The sequence below is a fragment of the Natrinema sp. HArc-T2 genome (assembly GCF_041821085.1).
In the GTDB taxonomy this organism is placed as follows: Archaea; Halobacteriota; Halobacteria; order Halobacteriales; family Natrialbaceae; genus Natrinema.
The window spans coordinates 619,292-633,623 of the sequence record NZ_JBGUAZ010000003.1 but is presented as its reverse complement, the minus strand read 5'-3'; the positions used below and the strand labels follow the sequence as shown (position 1 = coordinate 633,623).

General features: G+C 61.7%; 15 protein-coding genes, 1 tRNA gene and 1 rRNA gene. 7 read left to right on the top strand and 10 right to left on the bottom strand.

The genetic code is table 11. The features are described from left to right. The 5 genes from ACERI1_RS10760 to ACERI1_RS10740 form a co-directional block, all read right to left on the bottom strand. Nucleotides 1-119: ribosomal RNA gene (locus ACERI1_RS10760) — 16S ribosomal RNA — on the bottom strand; the annotation flags it as partial. Nucleotides 120-1,154: 1,035 nt separating this feature from the next. Beyond that, nucleotides 1,155-1,463 (bottom strand): hypothetical protein, encoded by a 309-nt coding sequence (locus ACERI1_RS10755; RefSeq protein ID WP_373618146.1) that lies wholly within the window; start codon nucleotides 1,461-1,463, stop codon nucleotides 1,155-1,157. Nucleotides 1,464-1,549: 86 nt separating this feature from the next. Then, complete coding sequence (locus tag ACERI1_RS10750) at nucleotides 1,550-2,167, bottom strand: peptide-methionine (S)-S-oxide reductase MsrA (protein ID WP_373618161.1); 618 nt, start codon at nucleotides 2,165-2,167, stop codon at nucleotides 1,550-1,552. Between the two features lie 352 nt (nucleotides 2,168-2,519). After that, nucleotides 2,520-2,594 (bottom strand) — tRNA-Glu (locus tag ACERI1_RS10745). A gap of 98 nt (nucleotides 2,595-2,692) precedes the next feature. Then, complete coding sequence (locus tag ACERI1_RS10740; RefSeq protein WP_373618145.1) at nucleotides 2,693-3,922, bottom strand: helix-turn-helix transcriptional regulator; 1,230 nt, start codon at nucleotides 3,920-3,922, stop codon at nucleotides 2,693-2,695. A gap of 177 nt (nucleotides 3,923-4,099) precedes the next feature. On the opposite strand from ACERI1_RS10740, the gene ACERI1_RS10735 reads away from it, so the two are divergent. Continuing rightward, nucleotides 4,100-4,678: an MBL fold metallo-hydrolase gene (locus ACERI1_RS10735; RefSeq protein ID WP_373618144.1), complete on the top strand. Its 579-nt coding sequence runs from the start codon at nucleotides 4,100-4,102 to the stop codon at nucleotides 4,676-4,678. Between the two features lie 35 nt (nucleotides 4,679-4,713). On the opposite strand, the gene ACERI1_RS10730 is transcribed toward ACERI1_RS10735, so the two are convergent. The 3 genes from ACERI1_RS10730 to ACERI1_RS10720 form a co-directional block, all read right to left on the bottom strand. Next, nucleotides 4,714-5,544 (bottom strand): ATPase, encoded by an 831-nt coding sequence (locus ACERI1_RS10730; RefSeq protein WP_373618143.1) that lies wholly within the window; start codon nucleotides 5,542-5,544, stop codon nucleotides 4,714-4,716. Continuing rightward, nucleotides 5,541-5,807 (bottom strand): DUF5827 family protein, encoded by a 267-nt coding sequence (locus ACERI1_RS10725; protein WP_373618142.1) that lies wholly within the window; start codon nucleotides 5,805-5,807, stop codon nucleotides 5,541-5,543. Before ACERI1_RS10725 ends, ACERI1_RS10730 begins: the two co-directional genes overlap by 4 nt. Nucleotides 5,808-5,880: 73 nt before the next feature. Next, nucleotides 5,881-7,008, bottom strand: a complete 1,128-nt coding sequence (locus ACERI1_RS10720) for an RNA ligase (protein ID WP_373618140.1) — start codon at nucleotides 7,006-7,008, stop codon at nucleotides 5,881-5,883. 104 nt (nucleotides 7,009-7,112) lie between these two features. On the opposite strand from ACERI1_RS10720, the gene ACERI1_RS10715 reads away from it, so the two are divergent. Further along, entirely contained in the window at nucleotides 7,113-7,799 is a 687-nt protein-coding gene (locus ACERI1_RS10715; RefSeq protein ID WP_373618139.1) for an RNA ligase partner protein, read from the top strand. 13 nt (nucleotides 7,800-7,812) lie between these two features. Here the strand turns inward: ACERI1_RS10715 and ACERI1_RS10710 are convergent, their stop codons facing one another. Further along, complete coding sequence (locus tag ACERI1_RS10710) at nucleotides 7,813-8,685, bottom strand: UbiA family prenyltransferase (protein WP_373618138.1); 873 nt, start codon at nucleotides 8,683-8,685, stop codon at nucleotides 7,813-7,815. 225 nt (nucleotides 8,686-8,910) lie between these two features. Here ACERI1_RS10710 and sucC point away from each other — a divergent pair, with 225 nt between their 5' ends. The 3 genes from sucC to ACERI1_RS10695 all read left to right on the top strand — a co-directional run bounded on the left by sucC (nucleotide 8,911) and on the right by ACERI1_RS10695 (nucleotide 11,246). Beyond that, nucleotides 8,911-10,059: an ADP-forming succinate--CoA ligase subunit beta gene (gene sucC / locus ACERI1_RS10705; RefSeq protein WP_373618137.1), complete on the top strand. Its 1,149-nt coding sequence runs from the start codon at nucleotides 8,911-8,913 to the stop codon at nucleotides 10,057-10,059. Beyond that, nucleotides 10,059-10,931, top strand: a complete 873-nt coding sequence (sucD, locus tag ACERI1_RS10700; protein WP_373618136.1) for a succinate--CoA ligase subunit alpha — start codon at nucleotides 10,059-10,061, stop codon at nucleotides 10,929-10,931. Before sucC ends, sucD begins: the two co-directional genes overlap by 1 nt. Nucleotides 10,932-11,093: 162 nt before the next feature. Then, nucleotides 11,094-11,246, top strand: coding sequence for a hypothetical protein (locus ACERI1_RS10695; RefSeq protein ID WP_373618135.1), 153 nt, complete (start codon nucleotides 11,094-11,096; stop codon nucleotides 11,244-11,246). Nucleotides 11,247-11,292: 46 nt separating this feature from the next. Here the strand turns inward: ACERI1_RS10695 and ACERI1_RS10690 are convergent, their stop codons facing one another. Continuing rightward, entirely contained in the window at nucleotides 11,293-12,174 is an 882-nt protein-coding gene (locus tag ACERI1_RS10690; RefSeq protein ID WP_373618134.1) for a hypothetical protein, read from the bottom strand. 273 nt (nucleotides 12,175-12,447) lie between these two features. On the opposite strand from ACERI1_RS10690, the gene rbcL reads away from it, so the two are divergent. Together rbcL and ACERI1_RS10680 are read left to right on the top strand one after the other, a co-directional pair. Beyond that, nucleotides 12,448-13,698 carry a type III ribulose-bisphosphate carboxylase gene (rbcL, locus tag ACERI1_RS10685; RefSeq protein WP_373618133.1) on the top strand — a complete coding sequence of 417 codons (1,251 nt, stop codon included), beginning with the start codon at nucleotides 12,448-12,450 and terminating at the stop codon, nucleotides 13,696-13,698. A 110-nt stretch (nucleotides 13,699-13,808) separates the two neighbouring features. Further along, entirely contained in the window at nucleotides 13,809-14,306 is a 498-nt protein-coding gene (locus tag ACERI1_RS10680) for a hypothetical protein (protein ID WP_373618132.1), read from the top strand. The last annotated feature ends 26 nt before the right edge of the window (nucleotides 14,307-14,332 follow it).

Here is a 14,332-nt window from a genome sequence, read left to right as displayed (position 1 = left end):
GTCCATAGGGTAGTTTGGCCACGTGTTACTGAGCTATCTGCTACGAGTCTGAACTCGTGCAACTAGCATGGCTAAATCGGACTCCAATAGCAATGACCTCCGGCAGGATCAACCGGAATGAAATGCTCTTCCCCAGCGAAGCTGGGGGAGTTGGCGGTGAATGTAAATACACTCACACATGGGTCCACACGTTCGCTGACGCAGATCGAATAACCGATCGGGCGTCACCGAACTACCAAGGCTAACATCAGATCCCGTCTGTACGGCGGACCGCAGGGGCGGGGTCCTCATCTTCTTCGTACTAATACACAATCGCCGACCACTACTTAAGGCCTACGAAGCTTCACTTCAAAGGTAGTTAGTACCACACAGACTAATAGATAGAGATGTGATTATAAATTTCATCTAGTTATTAGGGATGGTGTCGAGAGCAGATCGTCGCATTGTGGAGAGTTGCGAAGGCTGCGAGCCACGAGCTCGTTAATTCAGTTATACTCTCATGGGAGGAACCGATGCCGAAAGCGCCTGATTCGGTATCTGAAAATATCGAACCAGGCTTTATAAGCGAACAATTCCCTCATGATTCGCACTCGAGGAACTCGAGCAGCTAGTCGTACTAGGGGCCGCAGTCTGCCCGCACGAACGGGTGACTGCGGCACCGTTTCACATATTTCTAAGAAACAGCAACGCATCGAGGCTTGATCGGCCCGGAGACACCTCGACAGCGAGCACTTCCTGCGTGTCACAATCGACCGCCGACCAGGCGGAGACCTCTTCGCCATTGACTTCGACTGTCATCTCGTCGACGACGACCTCCCGTCGATCTCGACGATCGGGCTCAAACAAGTTCGTGAGTCGTCGGAACCACTGTCTAATCGCCTCTGTGACCGATCAGCGAATTCTAGTGAGGGACTTCGACGAGAAGTAACACCCGATGACTTTGAGTTGGAGAAAACGCCGACAGATCAAACAACGCTCGCCGAAGCAGACGATTCTTCAGACACTTCCAGCCACGACCGGGTCACAGCCGCATTCGAACCTCGACTCGTGGTCCGACGGTGTATCCGTCCCCGAACTTGGTGCTTCGATCGAAATCACTTTGCTTACCGGTTCGTCCTGACCTCTAACGTAACTTCACAGAGACTTAATAGACGCTATCCCGTCCGCTTACGCACGCGATTACTGGTCGAGACCTGAATATCGAGCTTCTCGGTATTGCGGATCCAGTCGAGATAGTCCTGAAGCCGATCCGCCGCTTGGAGGGCGGAAATCGTGTCGTAGTCTTCCCGGAGTTCGCCGTTCGTGAACACTGCGTGAAGCTGCTTGTGGCATGGACGACACAGCATCACTGTCGGACTTTCCGCCCGCTCTTCTGGTCGCAGGTGGTGCTCCTGGACGACCTGTGGATCACGAATTGTCTCAACAGGGATGATACGCCGACAGAGCGCACATGTGGTCGGCATTATCGAAATTACGGACGACGCAAACAAAACAACTCGGACCCACTGAGTTAAGCTGCTGGATCCACGTGTCGGGTGCCTGGAAGATATCACCGCGACCGCGGATCGGACGCCTGATCGATAAATGGAGCACTGACATCGTGGCCAGCAACGTGCGCGTTCAGTTTTGCCGCTGCCGGGGACTCTCTGACTGCCTCCTCGTCATAGCCCGCCTCGGTGAATACGTCGGTGATCCAGCGCTTTCCGCGCAGGTTGAACTTCTGGTGGTACGCCTCTGCCAGATAGAATTGATCGAGTGATTCGAGATGCGTTGCGAGTCGGTCACGGTCGAGATCGCTCTCGTTCAGGAACGCCAGCAGCTGGTCGTGTTGGTCACCTGTCTCGGTGAACATGATGTTCTGATACTGGCGCTTCTGAGGCTGCTGGTACGGGTTGTGTTCGGAAAACGCTCGCTCAAGAAGGTCGGTGAACGAGAGCTGTTCGAGATCGTATTCGACCTGGACAACTTCCGTGTGATCGCCAAGAATCTCATAGGACGGGTCAGATTTCGTCCCACCAGCATACCCGACGCGCGTCCGCACGACACCATCAACGGCGCCGAACGCCGCATCGGGTCCCCAGAAACAACCGAGGCCGAACGTCGCCGTCTCCGTGTTTTCCGATGCCTGGCTATCGAACTCTGTGACGACTGTCGGTGTAAGCATGATCGAGATAGGATGAGGATTCGGCAGCGTACATCGACTCTCGTGTCGCAGTCAATTAACCCTGTCTCACCGGTGGCGGTCGTGAGAGTTCAAAACTAACAACGCCGAGAAGACGAGCTCAAGACAGTGTTGGAAACCGCTAATGGGCATTTCTGCACTGACTGGATAGTACGTATGACTGGATCTGATGGTTGCCATAGAGACCGCTGATTGACCAAGATATTCGGCAGTGTGACGGCGATGGACGACGTTTCGTTTGCTGTTGAAGAGCCCCATCGAATCGGCTTGCTCGTGGACATACGTTGATTTCACACTCATTTATAGACAAAACTGAAAGACGGCGGGAAGAAAGGAGTGCTCCGACAGGGATTCGAACCCTGGTCATTGCCGTGAGAGGGCAATATGATTGGCCGGACTACACCATCGGAGCGGGCTTCGTCTTCACTCAATCGTAGAGCGGTGTTATGTTTAAGGATTCCGTTTCGACACAGGGATGGGAAATTGTCGCACGAGAGCGACAGTCAGATTTCACTCCTCGAACGGTGATTTCGTGGCCTCGGGTTCGAAGCCCTCGAGGCTGATGATGTTTTCGCGACCGACGCGGAGTTTGCTGATGGTGCCGTCGTCTTCCATATCCGAGAGGAGCATGCTGACCTTGGATTTCGACCAGCCGGTTTCCTCGACGATGTTGACTTGTTTCATCCGGCCGCCGTTCTCGCGGATGAGGTTGACAACGCGGTCTTCGTCCGTCAGTAGTTCTTCGTCGGCGATCGAGTCGGTTTCCTCGGAGGGCTCTCCAGTCGCATCGGGTGTGGCTGGTGCGGGCTGTGGCGATGCAGCCGGTGTCTCTCCGGCGGTAGAGTCACGAGCGCCAGGACCGTACCGTCGATACCAGAGTACGGCTGCGACGGCCAAACCGATGCCGAAGAGAGCCCCGATGAGATACAAGCCGGGGCCGATACCATCCATCGTCGCAATCAGTCCCGTCTCAGTACTCCCGGGCCGATCGAACACTGCCCGGGGACGACCGTCGATGAATTCACGTTGTCCGCTCCACCGGACGGAGTCTGCCTCCTCGAGCGAGCTGCCGGCGTACTGTCCATCGGCGGGTTCGATCGATTGAAACGTGAGATCGCCGCCGGCTTCGATCACGATCGCTTGAGAGGAGCCGAGCGGGAGATTTTCGAAGACATCGCCGACGATGATTCGGTCGGCGTCGACGGCTGCGAATCCTTCCCACGTGAACGACATTTCGACGACACCCGTCGTCGTGGACTGGTTTTCGGAGAGGCCTGTCGCCGTAAATCGCTCTTCGATCTGTGCGGAGCGGCGGAAGTTCGTCGCTGCCATCTCCCGACCGGTTTCCTGTTGGCCGGATTCGACCATCGTACGCGACTGCACAGTAAATTGGTCGTAAAGTTCGGTCTCGTTGGTTTCGAACTCTTCGGCGAAGGCGTTGAAGTTCTCTCTGGCAGCGGTTGCGTTGTCTTCGGTTGCGAACACCTGTTCGTACCGGAACGTCCACGTCGCGCTGCCATTTTCGTGAACGATGATCTCGAACGTCGTGTTGTCAAACCCCTGTGTCTCTTGGACGGCGAACTGGCTTCCACCCGGCGAGGGAGCCATCGCCGCGGGTTGTGTCTCCGCGGTCGGCGGTGCGATTGGCCCGGTGTCGGCCACCGCGATCGGTCCGCTTCCCCCGGCGATGAGCGTAAGGACGACGAGAACGACGAATCCGACGGAGCCCAGCCGGTTCATTCGTCTATCCACTACGTGTCGGAGCTAAAAATGCTTGTGAATAGCGAGACGGCTGGCGGAAACGACCCGGGCAGGCCTCAAACGTCCGTCGGGTAGCGTCTCACTCGCTTGCGACAGTCCCCCGTCCGACCGACCTGTGTCGATATCCACAAATCAATCGCCCGTATAGTAGGCCCTATGATCTCGAATCTCGCACAGGGTGTGCAGGCGTTTACTAGCAACGTCTTTCTCGTGACCGGCGAGCGCCCCGCCCTCGTCGATACGGGTGCGAACTTTGACGTCGCCGAAGCCGTTGCCGAGCGCGTCGACGATCTCGAAGCCGTCATCCTGACCCATACCCACCGCGATCACGTCGGCAACCTCGAGGCCGTCAAAGCGACCTTCGATGTCGACGTGTGGGGGTACGATACCACAGTCGACGGCGTCGACCACGCAATCGCGGACGAGGAGACAGTCCAGTTGGGCGATCACGACTACGTCGCGCTGCATACGCCCGGACACAAAAACGACCACCTCTGCTTTTATTCGGAGGCGGCAAGCGTGTTGTTCGCCGGCGATCTGATCTTCCAGAACGGGAGTTTCGGCCGCACCGATCTCGAGGAAGGCGACCGCCCGACGCTAATCGAGAGCATCGACCGCGTGCTCGAGTGGATCGATCCTGACCTCGAAGAGATGCACACGGGCCACGGGCCGAGCGTGACCAACGATCCCTACGGCCACGTCGAACTCTCGGCGCAGATGGCTCGCCAGACGTAGGAGACCCGGCCCGACGGAGAGTCCGAGGAGTCCAGTCAGACGCGTCCGGCGGCATCGAGGAATGCATCGTACGCGTTCGCGTACGCGCGAGCGATCCGTGCGGGATCGTCTCGCTGTTCTTTGTCGAGAGGAGGTAATCGTACGCGCTCGAGCGGGTCGAGATAGTCGAGTACGTCGGGGACGCGTTTCTCGATGGCCCCGTCTCGTGGACTCGAACTGGCGATCTCGCAGGCCCGACAGTAGCGATCGCCGCTGTAGATGCGAACACGTCCGGGTTCGACGGCGGCGACGGCGGCAACCTGTGCCGGATCGAGCGACGACAGTGGACGCGCGATGTCGCTGTATGATTCGACGACGGCGACATCTGTGTCTTCGATCTCGTCTGCGAGACGGTCGAACGCGGGGACGTACTCGCGCTCGGTGAGGTCGTTGAATTCGGCGACGGTTTCGATGGAAACGGCGTCGGCAAGGGGGAGCGCGTCGGCGACTGCGTCCGGAACCTCGGCGGTCGCGTTGCGGACGAACAACGCATCCTCTGGGTCACGTCCGATCCGGTCGACAACGAACTCCCGGTCGCTCCGACCGAGGAGACCGCTGCCGCCGTCGGGACTGGGCTGCCAGAGCCGGTGGACGGGATTGAGTCGTTCAGGCGCGCGACCGCGGCTAGCTGCCGCCGAGAGCCGTGCTGCGTCCTTGCCGTAGAGTCGACCGTCGGCGAGGGCGCGTCGACAGTCGTCGTGGTCGAACCAGAAGTCGTTGCCGGCGCGGGGTTTGTAGCCGACCGCGCCGGTGCGCTCGAGCAGGCCGGTCGAAAACGTCGTCTTGCCGGCGTCGACGCGGTCGGCACCGACCACGAGAAGGATCATTCTTTCAGGCCGTAGTAGCCGGGTTCGTCCTCGTTGCGGGGTTCGGCGACCACGAGGTCGTCAGCGTTGGTCATGACCCACGGGATCGCCCAGTCGAGCAGGATGTCCTCGGTCTCGCGGTCGATGTCGGCGTCTGGCTCGAGGCCCTGGAGCAGTCGTGCGATCTCGTAGACGGTGTACATCTGGTCGTCCTCGAGCAGTTCCGCCGGCGTATAGAAATCACACGGCGGGAGGTTCTCGAACTCGGATTTGGGAACGGGCATACACGTCCGTACCGGTGGCCGATGCCTAAAGGGTTCGTTCGCGACCGAGCACAAGGACGCTGTGACCGCAGCGTCACTCGTTTCGCGTGCCGCCCTCGAGATAGTAGGTGATACGGTCTCGACTGGATTCGGCCACCTTGACGAACTCGATGACGCGCTCGCCGTGCTCGTGACGGTCGGCCTCGAGTTCGATCGTCATCGACTGGTCGTGCAGGTGGTCGAAGAGTGCGTCGATGGAGTCGGCGTCGCCTCTGACCGTATGTCGGTGGCCGATCGTTTCACCGTCGTCGACGTCCTGGATGGCCTCGACCATCGGAACGAGGATCGACTCGCCGAGGTCGTGTGCGCGCGCCTGTAGTCGTTCCTCGTCCTCGTCGAACTCGGCGGCCTGAAACGCCTCCCGGATGAGCCGCGAGAAGACGAAATCCCTGCCGTGGTCGAACGGCAGCGAGAACGCGTAGGCGAGTTCGCCGTGGTGCTGAGCTTCGGTCGTGTACTTGACCATCGCGTCTCCGGATTCCGATTTCATCACGACGCCTTCCCGACCCGCTGCGTCGAGTTCGGCGATAGCATCGTGGACCAGCTCGGCGGCGGTCTCCGGCGGTGCCCGTCCGAACAGCCGCGGCTGGTTGAAGTCGTACGTCTCACAGATCGCGCGGCGATCGGCGACGGGAAGCGCCTCGCCCGACTCGCGGTCGCGAACGCCGAAGACGCGGAAGTCGTGGGTGTCGACCCCTTCGTAGTCGGTTGTCGTGTAGGGCGTCTCCGGCCCGATGAGTTCGGCACAGAGGGCCTGTTCCGGATGCTCGTCGAAAAAGGCCTCGAGCGACAGTAGTTTGCGCGCCCGCGCGGTCGTGTACGGACAGACGTAGCCGCTTCTGGTAAACGCAAGCGGCTCGCCGACGTTGGCGATCCGGACGTTGAACCCGTCGAGTTTCTCCTCGACGGCGACGGTCTCGCGACCCTCAAAGAACGATTGGACCCCCGGCTCGAGAACGAGCAGTCGTGGAATGCTCGGATACCCTCTGATGACTGCATCGACGTCTTCGACGATGACGGTCCCGCGCTCGAGACCGTGGCGCGCGTCCGACAGAACGTGGTAGGGCCGACCATCGAACGACCGTTGCTCGAAGTGCTCGAAGAGGTCGACAGGGTCGTCAGTCGTGGCCCCGAGACGCTCGAGGTACGCTGCGCGGTCCATACGTCGACTCTCGCCGTTGAGCGCCAAAAACACCGGGCCGGTCCCCATTCGGATCGTCGGTATTCGGGGTGAGGCCTATGTAGCTCACGGTCCAATCGAAACGTATGTCCGGCGACCTCCCGCGCCAGCGGTTCGTCCTCGATACCTCGCTGTTTATCACCGAGGAGATCCGCCGTGACGACGAATCGCTCGAGGAAGCCGTGCTCCGCCTGCTCGATCTGGTGGCGACCGCACGCCTCGAGCTCAACATCTCCTGTTACGTGCCGCCGTCGATCCACGACGAACTGGGGACGATGTTGCGCGAGCGCGACGTCGACGACGCCGTGTTCTCGCGGCTCGATACCTGGGTCGTCCGCAAGAGCCCCGACCGCTACGGCGTCACGATCCCCGCGAACATCGTCTACAACTTCATCGACGAGATGAGCGACCGGGTCGACCGCGGCCTGCGGGTCTCGGAGGAAGCCATCCGCGAAGTCGAACAGCTCGATCCGGACGATCTCACACGTAACTCCGATGACGGCAAACGGGAGGCCTACATGACCGAAGCTGATCGAGTCCTGTCGAATCTGCGTGATAAGTACCGCCGGGCGCTCCGACAGGGCGTGCTCGACTCCCGCGAGGATTTCGACCTGCTGATCCTCGCGCGCGAACTCGACGCCGGCGTCGTCACGGAGGACCGAGGCATCATCTCGTGGGCCGACGAGTTCGGCCTGCGCTACGTCCGCGGCGGGCAGTTCCCGACGTTGCTCGAGGAGTACCTGCGGGCAACTGGCGTCGCCGACGACGAATGACTGCGCGACCACGTTACCAGACGAGCCACTCGAGTGCGAGCACGACTGCGGCGAGGAAGACGTGTTCGCCGTCGACGACGAACCCGTAGTACAGCGGGCCGCGGTCGGGTGTCGCGAACGGGATGTATGCGCAAACGTAGGCGTTCATCGCGAGCACGACGAGAAATCGCTGTGGAACCACATCCGCCAGTACGAGCGCGACGACCACCGCGGCGACGGCGACGGTCGCGACCAGCGACCAGACGCGCGTCGCGTGCGGGCCGAACCGGTTCGGTACCGTCGGAATCCCTTCCTCGCGGTCGCCCTCGATGTCTTTCACATCGAAGATCACCGCGGCGATGGTGATCATGACGGTCACGTAGACGACGAGGAACTGAATCTCGAGCGACCAGAGCTGATCGTAGTAGTAGCCGACGCCGAGCGGGAGCGCACCCCACGCGAGGCCGACGACGAGGTTCTTGAGGAGAAAGATCTGCTTGACGCCGCCGACGGAGTACAGCAACACGACCGCGAGTGGGAGCAACAGATACGCGGCTCCTGAGAGCCCAAGCGCGACGGCGATCCCGATCGCGGCGACGTAGAGGACGGTTCCCGCCGTCAGCCAGAGGCGGCCGTAGCGCTTTGTAAACGCCGCGCGATCCGGGACGTTTTGTTCGTCTTCCGCGAGGTCGGTAAACCGGTTGACGGTGTAGACGAACATCGTGGCCGCGAAGACGATAAACAGCGGTAGGGCCTCGAGTGGCAGTTCCGCGAGGACGGCGGTGGTGACGACGACACTGAGCGTTGCCAGCGAGATAAAGAGGTTGCTGTGGACCGCAAACCGGAGCACGGTCGTTATCGACGACACCCACCCCGAGGGTCGACAGGTTGCGGTAGGGTTTGTCACGGGGGAGCCTCGAGTGGGCCTAGGGGAAGCCGAACTTTGAATGCTGTGACAGACCGGCCCATATCGGCACCGACTCGTTTGCGGGCCGGACTGCGTGGATGGCACGCGCAGCCGGTCGTGGATGGTAAATCGTGAACGATCCACGGGAAGAGCCCCCGAATGCGTGTCAGTAGCGAGCGGAAACTGGCAGGATTTAAGCAAGGGCGGAACGGCCCTTCGAATGGTATGAAATTACACGAGTACCAGGCGAAGCAGGTCTTCGCCGATGCCGGGGTACCGACGCCGGACTCGCAACTCGCGTCCGACGTCGATGGCGTCGTCACCGCGGCCGAGGAGATCGGCTATCCAGTCGCGGTCAAGGCGCAGGTACAGGTCGGTGGTCGAGGGAAAGCCGGCGGGATCAAACTCGCCGACGACGAAGACGAAGCCCGCGAGGCAGCCGAATCCATTCTCGGAATGGATCTCAAAGGCTACCACGTGGACCGCGTCCTCGTTGAGGAAGCGGTCGACTTTACCGACGAACTCTACGTCGGCATCACGATGGACCGCGGCGAGGGCAAGCCCGTCGCGATGGTCTCGACCAAGGGTGGCGTCAACATCGAGGAGGTCGCCGAGGAAGATCCCGACGCGATCGCCCGCGAGCACATCGACCCCGCCTTCGGGATGCATCCCTACCAGGCCCGCAAGGCCGTCTACGACGCCGGTGTCGACCAGTCGGTCGCCCGTGACGTCTCGAGCGTGCTCACCACGCTCTATCAGCTCTGGGACGACAAGGACGGCGCCGACGCCGAGATCAACCCGCTGATGGTCACCTCCGACGACGACGTCATCGCGACCGACGCCGTGATGAACATCGACGAGGACGCGCTGTTCCGCCAGCCCGAACTCGCCGAGATGGAAGAGGAAGCCGCCGGCGGCGACGAACTCGAGCAGAAGGCCGACGAGTACGGCTTCGACTACGTCCGCCTCGAGGGTAACACGGGGATCATCGGCAACGGTGCCGGTCTCGTGATGACGACGCTGGACCTCGTCGATTACTACGGCGGCGAGCCAGCCAACTTCCTCGACGTCGGTGGCGGTGCGAAAGCCGACCGAATCGCGAACGCACTCGACATGGTCTTCTCCGACGACAACGTCGAGAGCGTCGTCTTCAACATCTTCGGCGGCATCACCCGCGGCGACGAGGTCGCCAAAGGGATCAACGAAGCACTCGAGCAGTTCGACGAGATCCCCAAGCCGGTCGTCGTCCGTCTGGCCGGTACCAACTGGGAGGAAGGCATGGAAATTCTCAACGAGGACCTCGTGACGGTCGAACAGACCCTCGAGGATGCAGTTCAGCGTGCTGTCGAGTACGCTGAGGAGGTGAGCGAATAATGAGCGTACTAGTCGACGACGACACGCGCGTCGTGGTACAGGGCATCACCGGTGGGGAAGGTAAGTTCCACACCGAACAGATGATGGAGTACGGCACCAACGTCGTTGCCGGTGCGGTCCCCGGCAAGGGCGGCCAGGAGGTCAGCGGCGTGCCGGTTTACGACACGGTCCACGAAGCAGTCGAGGAGAAAAACGCCGACACCTCGGTCATCTTCGTCCCGCCGGCGTTCGCTGGCGACGCGATCTTCGAGTCGCTCGACTCCGGTCTCGACCTCGCGGTCGCGATCACGGAAGGTATCCCGACCCAGGACATGGCGCGCGTCAACAAGCGTCTGACTGAGACCGACACGCGACTCATCGGTCCCAACTGTCCCGGCCTCATCACCCCCGGCGAGGCCAAACTGGGCATTCTCCCCGGCAATATCTTCTCCGAGGGTAACGTCGGTCTCATCTCCCGCTCGGGCACCCTGACCTACCAGGTCGTCGACAACCTGACTAACCGTGGCATCGGCCAGACCACCGCCATCGGTATCGGTGGCGACCCGATCATCGGCACCAACTTCGTCGACGCCCTCGAACTGTTCGAGAACGACCCCGACACCGACGCGATCGTCATGTGCGGTGAGATCGGTGGCGAAGACGAAGAGGAAGCTGCCGCGTTCATCGACGAAAACGTCGACACGCCGGTCGCTGGCTTCATCGCTGGCCGCACCGCGCCACCGGGCAAGCGCATGGGCCACGCCGGTGCGATCGTCTCGGGCTCCGGTACTGGTACCGCCGAGAGCAAGATCTCGGCGCTCAACGACGCCGGCGTCCCCGTCGGCGACACCCCCGAGGAAGTCGCCGACCACATCGAAGAGTTCCTCGCGTAACACAGCCGATTCACTCGAGGCGGTCGACGGATCGGACTGATCGCCTCTCCGTTCTCTCGGTCTGACAACACACACATCACGAGCCACGGCGTCGGCGCGTCACGACGGCCCGTCGCTCGCCCGCAGGGCGATTCATAACCGTGTCAGCCGTCAGTATCGGGTATGCCAGTCTGGCTCGAGTGCGATAACTGCGGCGACGAGCAGACGATTCCAGACCGGGACGACGCACCGAGCGGCGGCACGCGCTGTCCCGTGTGTGGCGAGCGACCGTTTACGGTTCGGCGAGAGGGGCTTGCGTGGCATCCCGATCCGTGATCGGAGAGCAAAGAGCAGTCGAACCTTGGCTGTTGGAACAGGGCAGCTAGAACAGTCCGCCCAGCGTCTCGCGGAGTTTCGAGAGTGGGCTGGCAGAGTCGTCAGATTGCTCCGCGTCGGTTTCTGTCGCCGGGACGTCGGCCTCGGATTCGGACGCGCCGTCAACTTCGGGTTCGAGCGCTGTGTCGTCATCCTCGAGTTCGAGCGCTGTATCGTCGTCCTCGTCGGCCTCGTCACTCAAGTCGGCACCGGCGAGTTCGTCCTCGACGACTCCCTCGCTCGAGTCCGGGCCCTGCTCAAGGGTGTCGTCGGAAACCGAATCTGACGTCGATGGAGCGGTCTCGGCCTGCATGCCGTCAGCAGATTCGTCGACAGCGTCGGGAACGGATGCCGTCTCAGCATCGTCGGCTTCCGTCTCGCTGTCAGCTGTGGGGTCGGCTTCTGTCTCGCTCGAGACCGACTCACCCGTCTCGAGGGCGTCGTCGTCCGCATCGCTGTCGCTGTCAGGTTCGGGCTCTCCCGCATCATCCGCGTCGGGATCGATCCAGAGAAACTCACCGTCATCGTCCTTCGAGCGACCAGTGAGCAGGAGGTCTGCGAGTTCGTCGTCGTCGGCCAGCAGGTCCGCATCGACAGCCTCCTCGGGTTCGGGATCGGGTTCGTCGGCACTCGCGATGATGTCGTCCGGGCTCTCGTCCGCGAGGATGTCGTCGGTACCGTCCTCGTCGTCGGCATCTATCCGGAGCTGGTCGAAGACATCAGCGGCCGTTTGCTCGTCGCCGACATCGGATTCGTCTCCGTTGTCGGTCTCGGCTCGCGTGTCGTCTCCTGACTCGCCATCCGATTCGATCTCCCCGAACAGGTCAGCGCTCGAGCCCACGTCGAACCCGGCGTCGCCCGACCGCCTGTCTGTCGTACTATCTGTCATGCGCTCGTTCTATGCTAGTGGATTATCACGAGACTTTAACTTTTGGAATTTTTTCAGTCCAGTCGAATTACATCGATGACGTATTACTCTACTGGCCGTGGTCGGGGGACGACCGGATTGAAGGTTGACAAACGCCCAGTCGAACGGCATCGAAGCTGTCGATCCAGCGAATCGCGTTTCGCGCGGCGGGACCGAAAGAAGGCTACCCGATCCCAGCCAGCCGACGATCGGCGCAAGCCCTATTAGTCGACACGGTGAATGCGATTCGGTACCATGACTGGAATCGAGTACGACGACTTTCTGGACCTCGCATACGAGCCCGCGACGGCGGACCTGACCTGTGAGTTCACGATTGAACCCGCCGCGGACATGTCGATGGAGGCCGCGGCGAGCCGGGTCGCCTCCGAATCCTCGAACGGTACCTGGGCAGCCTTACACGTCGACGAAGACGAACTGACGGACCTCGGCGCGGTGGCCTGTGAGATCGACGGTGATGAGACCACCGTCGCCTACCCCGATGCACTGTTCGAGGACGGCAGTATGCCCCAGATCCTCTCGTGTATCGCGGGGAACATCCTGGGGATGAAAGCCGTCGACTCGATCCGGCTCGAGGACTGCCACTGGCCGGAATCGATCGTCGACGGCTTCCCAGGCCCGCAGTTTGGCACGAGCGTTGCCCACGAAAAACTCGACGCCGGCGAGCGACCGGTCCTGGCAACGGTCCCGAAACCGAAGGTCGGCCTCTCGACCGACGCCCACGCCCGCGTCGGCGAGGAAGCCTGGCGCGGCGGGATCGACCTGTTGAAAGACGACGAGAACCTCACTGATCAGGACTTCAATCCCTTCGAAGACCGCCTGACGGAGAGTCTCGCGGCTCGCGACCGCGCACAGGAGGACACCGGCGAGCGCAAGGACTACCTCGTGAACGTCACCGCAGAAACCACTGAAATGTTAGACCGCGTCGATCTCGTGGCCGAACACGGCGGCGGCTTCGTCATGGTCGACGTGATCACTACCGGCTGGGCGGCTGTCCAGAGCGTCCGCGAGCGCTGCGAGGCGCACGGCCTGGCGATCCACGCCCATCGTGCGATGCACGCCGCCTTCGATCGACTCGAGCACCACGGCGTCTCGATGCGGGTCATCGCCCAGATCGCCCGGCTCTGTGGCGTCGATCACATCCACACCGGCACTGCAGGACTCGGCAAACTCGCAAACGAGGACACGCCGGGGATCAACGCCTGGCTTACGGGCGAGTGCCACGGACTGAAGCCAGTGCTGCCGGTTGCGTCCGGCGGACTCCATCCCGGTGTCGTCGACCAACTCCTCGAGGCGCTCGGGACCGACATCATCGTCCAGGCCGGCGGCGGGATCCACGGCCACCCCGACGGCACCCACGCGGGCGCGAAAGCCCTCCGACAGTCCGTCGAGGCGTCGATGGCGGGCGAGTCACTCGAGTCGTACGCCGAGGACCACACGGAACTGGCGACAGCCCTCGAGAAGTGGGGGGCAGAGACGCCGCGGTGACGCAGTCGGAGTGGCTGGGATGCCCGGCTACCGACCGGAAACACTCACTTAACTAGACAGTCGTATAGAATTCAGATAAATACATATAAATGTGGCTGAGACATACAGTAATGGCATATAGACAGTCACAGCGTGGTGGGAGTCCGTCGCCGACGACGGTCCTCACGACGGTGACGGCTGCCCTGATCGCCGGGGCGGCGCTCGGTGGCGTGTTACACGCGACCGGCAGTCTTCGATCGGTGGCCGGCGTCTACGGACTCGAGGGGGTGGTAAACGAGTGGACGCTGGTTTTCTGTCACAGCCTCATCGCGGGCGGGCCGTTCGTGGCGCTCGTCACCCGGCTTTCGCGGGGCCGATACGTCCCGCGACCGCTCGCCGAGAGCTATCGTAGTCCGTTTCTCGGGGCCTGTCTGGGCCTTTCCTACGGCGTCATCCTCTGGGTGGGCGTCGTCGCCTACGGCGGCCCGCTTTTGCTCGGGCTCGCGACATCACGTATGTATCCGGTTCCTGTCGACCACTGGGGGAGTTTCGTCGGGCTGTCGACGTTCGGGGCCGTCTTCGGCGCGTGGTATCCGCTGCTTCGGACGTTCTTTGCCGACCGACGCTGATCGCGGTCGCCGATGGAAACGGCTTC